This is a genomic window from Bradyrhizobium sp. (assembly GCF_036009065.1).
Taxonomy (GTDB): Bacteria; Pseudomonadota; Alphaproteobacteria; order Rhizobiales; family Xanthobacteraceae; genus Bradyrhizobium.
Window position 1 is genome coordinate 1 of the sequence record NZ_DASYMN010000301.1, and the last position, 3,369, is coordinate 3,369.

Annotated in this window: 3 protein-coding genes; 2 read left to right on the top strand and 1 reads right to left on the bottom strand. The window is 62.2% G+C overall.

The window, feature by feature from the left end; genetic code table 11:
- Positions 1–261 precede the first annotated feature (261 nt).
- Positions 262–1,248 carry a nitronate monooxygenase gene (locus VGP39_RS18190; protein ID WP_327569487.1) on the top strand — a complete coding sequence of 329 codons (987 nt, stop codon included), beginning with the start codon at positions 262–264 and terminating at the stop codon, positions 1,246–1,248.
- A gap of 112 nt (positions 1,249–1,360) precedes the next feature.
- On the top strand, positions 1,361–1,771 hold the full coding sequence (locus VGP39_RS18195; RefSeq protein ID WP_327569488.1) for a nuclear transport factor 2 family protein: 411 nt from the start codon (positions 1,361–1,363) through the stop codon (positions 1,769–1,771).
- Between the two features lie 5 nt (positions 1,772–1,776).
- Here the strand turns inward: VGP39_RS18195 and VGP39_RS18200 are convergent, their stop codons facing one another.
- A complete protein-coding gene (locus VGP39_RS18200) occupies positions 1,777–3,141 on the bottom strand; it encodes a serine protease (RefSeq protein ID WP_327569489.1) in 1,365 nt (454 codons plus the stop codon).
- Positions 3,142–3,369: the final 228 nt, after the last annotated feature.

Consider the following 3,369-nt stretch of genomic DNA (forward strand, 5'->3'; position numbering starts at 1 on the left):
GGATCTGACCTCAGGCAAATCTGCAGTTATTGCGATGCTCCAACGGGTTTCAACAAGTCGCATCTGAAAGTGGGCTGACTTTCCGTGTCTCGAACTCCAATGATTTGAGTCACTTATTTTGAATCAGACTCTGAGGAGCCGAGCTCTTGCGCGGCGTCTCGAAGGATGGAACCGGGCGCTTGTGGCCATCCTTCGAGGCTCGCCGTGACGAACGGCGAGCACCTCAGGATGACGTCGGAGTAAGTGCGAATGGAGCCATCGATGCGATTACGTACGCGGCTGACCGAGCGGTTTGACATCGAGCATCCGATCATTTCCGCCCCGCTGGGGATGATCGCCGGCGGAAGACTGGCGGCCGCGGTGTCGAATGCCGGTGGGCTCGGTCTGATCGGCGGCGGCTATGGCGACGGCGGCTGGCTGGAGCGGGAATTTTCCGCGGCGGGAAATGCCAAAATTGGATGCGGTTTTATCACGTGGTCGCTGGCGCAACGGCGGGGATTGCTCGATCAGGTGCTGGCAAGGCGGCCCGCCGCGGTGATGCTGTCATTCGGACCGGTCGCTGATTTCGCCGCGCAGATCAGGCAATCCGGCGTGCCGGTTATCTGCCAGGTCCAGTCGATGGCGCATGCGAGAGTGGCGGTCGGCGCCGGCGCCGAGGTGATCGTCGCACAGGGTGGCGAGGCCGGCGGACATAGCGGCAGCCGCTCGACGTTCACGCTGGTGTCCGAAGTCGCCGATTATCTCGCGAAAACGGCCCCCGATACGCTGCTGGTGGCGGCGGGCGGCGTCGCCGACGGCCGCGCGCTGGCCGCCGCTCTGATGCTCGGTGCGGATGGCGTGCTGATCGGCTCGCGGCTGGTCGCAAGTTCCGAGGCGTTGACGCCGCACGGTTTCCACGATGCGATCATCGCCGCCGATGGCGATGCGACCGTCAAGACAAGTGTGATCGATCTGGTGCGCAATTATCATTGGCCGGACGAGTTCAGCGGGCGCGCGCTCAGGAATGGTTTTGTCACGAGATGGCAAGGCGACGAAAACGCTTTGACCGAGCCTTCGATCAATGCATCCGAAAACCAACGCTACTGGGAAGCTTTCACGTCGGGAGACGCCGACAACGCAGGCGTGTTCATGGGCGAGGCGGTGGGATTGATTCACGACGTCCGGCCTGCGGCAGATATCATCGAGCAGATGGTCGCGCAGGCCCACGGACGGCTCAGTCATGCCGGACAGTTCGCCTTACCCGGCTAGTCCCGCTGCCGCTCTGCGTCAACAGGACGGCCTCCAACTGTCACAAGCGAGACTCGCCGGTGTTCACACGCTGTGGTAGTCTGGCCGTTGACGACATCTTCGGGAGTTTGCGATGACGGATCGTAACACGATTAAGACTGTGATCGAGCGATGCTACGCGGCGCGCCAGAAAGGCGACATCGAGACGCTGATGGCAGCCTTTGATCCGGAGGCCGTGTTTGAACTCGCGGGATCGAAGGAGCTGGTGCCGGCCGCAGAGGCTGCGCGAGGTCATCAGAACATTCGAGCGGCCATGACGGGGCTCATCGCGGTCTTCGATTTCATCGATCGCGACATCATCAACATGGTTATCGACGGCGAGCATGCCGCTGTCCATTCACGTGTAAAAATAAAATATGTACCGCGCGACAGGACGTTTACCACCGATCTGCTCGACTCCTTTCATTTCAGGGACGGAAAGATCGTCGAACTGCTGGAGTTTGCCGATACGGCGCTGATCAAGGAGTTGATGTCCCCAGTTTGATTAGTCTACTTCCGCACGCAGATCACCCGCACTACCGAGGCCTTCGCATCCGTCGGGGAGTCGCTCGCCGGTGCGACTCCATTGGCCTTCAAAAACTCCCGCACGACACCGGCGGGCACAAGCGTTGCTGGCGCAGGCGGCGCAGCGGCCGTCAGCTGCAGGATATCCTTAAGCGGCAAGACGCCGAGCAGCTTGGCGTCGTTGTCAAAAAAACCTGCGCCGGAAAAACCCGGACCGGGCGCGGGCTTCAGCGTCAGATCGGCGCCGCTGCCGGCCGGCGTGGCGGTCGCCTTGACGTTACTGACCGCCGCACCGCCGCCCTGAGTCTGCGGATCGGCAATTCCGATCAGTTCGCCGTCGATTTTTGCGGCGTCCTCACTCAGCGCAATCGGTTTCAATCCGCGCGCGCCGTAGATGCGCAGCAGCGCGAGGTCGTGGTCCTTGTCTTCGGCGGTACGATCGGCATTGCCGTAGCCTGCGACCACGATCGACAGACAACCATCGACCACCTGCCGGTCGGTGACGATCGCGCCGTCGTCGCTGACGACGATGCCGGTGCCATATTCGACGGTCTTGCGCGGCGGCGGTCCGCCGGCCTGCGCGCCGTTGGGAAACGGAGTGAACGCGCTCGACATCGCGATCACCACCGGCTCCATGGTGCCTTCGGTGGCCTGGTCGTAGAGGATGGTGAGGATGCGGACTTCATCGCCCTTGATCTGGCCTCGCAGATAAAATTTCTTCAGGCCCTGCAGGCCCGACAGCACGAAGAAATCCGGCTTGACCAAGCTGTATTCGATTTTTCGCCCGGCGGGCTCCTTCTTCTCCCGCTCGGCGAGTTTTGCCGTGGTGGGGCCCGCCTCCTTGCGCCGCGCCATCTGGATCTGGATGGTGCCGGTGGTGGAGGTCCATTTGGCGCCGGTGGCGTCGCTGGATTGCTGCGGCACAAGTTTTGTCGGCACGCCAAGGCGGACGCCGGTGCCGGCATCGAACACGATCTTCCAGCCGACATTGTCCTGGCGCTTTTTCGCGCCTTCCGCGAGCGCGCCGCGCTCCTGCGGATTGAGCACGCCGGTCTGTTTGGCCCCGCGGTCCTTCTGGAACGCCTTGATGCCGGCCACCATGCGGTCGCTGACCTCGCCATTGATCGCGCCGTTATAGTGCCCGACCCAGGCCAGATCCGACTGGATCGCCTGACGCTCCGCCTGCGCCATCGCGCTTGCGGTATCGGCCGGGGTCTGCAGTGCGGGACGGATCGGAACGGTGGTGACCGGTTTTGGCCGCGCGCCCGCCGCCGACGGCGGCGTCATCTGCGCCTGCGCTGAAACCGCGGAGGCTACGATGACAAAGGTTGCAGCGATCGCCGATCTCATGACAAACCCTAGGTTGACGCGGGCGCAATTAAGCACATCTGCTTAGTCGGCACCAACGGGGCAGGGGTTCACGGAACGCCAGCCCTTATCCTGAGAGCCTGATCCAAAAATGTATCCGAGTCATTTCAACTACTTAGGAACGACGGTGTTGCGGGGATCTGACCTCAGGCAAATCTGCAGTTATTGCGATGCTCCAACGGGTTTCAACAAGTCGCATCTGAAAGTGGG